Below are 242 nucleotides of genomic sequence, written 5' to 3' on the forward strand. Positions count from 1 at the left end.
CGGCGATCATGTCCTGCTCGACGGTATCGCCGAAGCGGATGCCGGCATAGAAGCCGTCCGCGACGATGTCGGTCAGGCCGTTGTCCACCACCACTTCCACATGGATACCGGGATGGGCGAGCAGGAACGCCGGCAGCCGGGGCGCCAGCACGCGTTGCGCGGCATAGGTGAAGGTGGTGATGCGCAAGGCGCCCAGCGGCTGGTCGCGCCAGGCGTCGAGTGCGGCCAGGCCGTCTTCGATG

General features: G+C 68.2%; 1 protein-coding gene. It reads right to left on the reverse strand.

The features are described 5' to 3' along the window. A partial coding sequence (locus SB719_RS22200; RefSeq protein WP_412160040.1) for a LysR substrate-binding domain-containing protein occupies positions 1-242 on the reverse strand: 242 nt, incomplete at both ends.

Source organism: Pantoea sp. SIMBA_079, assembly GCF_046940275.1.
GTDB classification, from domain to species: domain Bacteria; phylum Pseudomonadota; class Gammaproteobacteria; order Enterobacterales; family Enterobacteriaceae; genus Pantoea; species Pantoea borealis.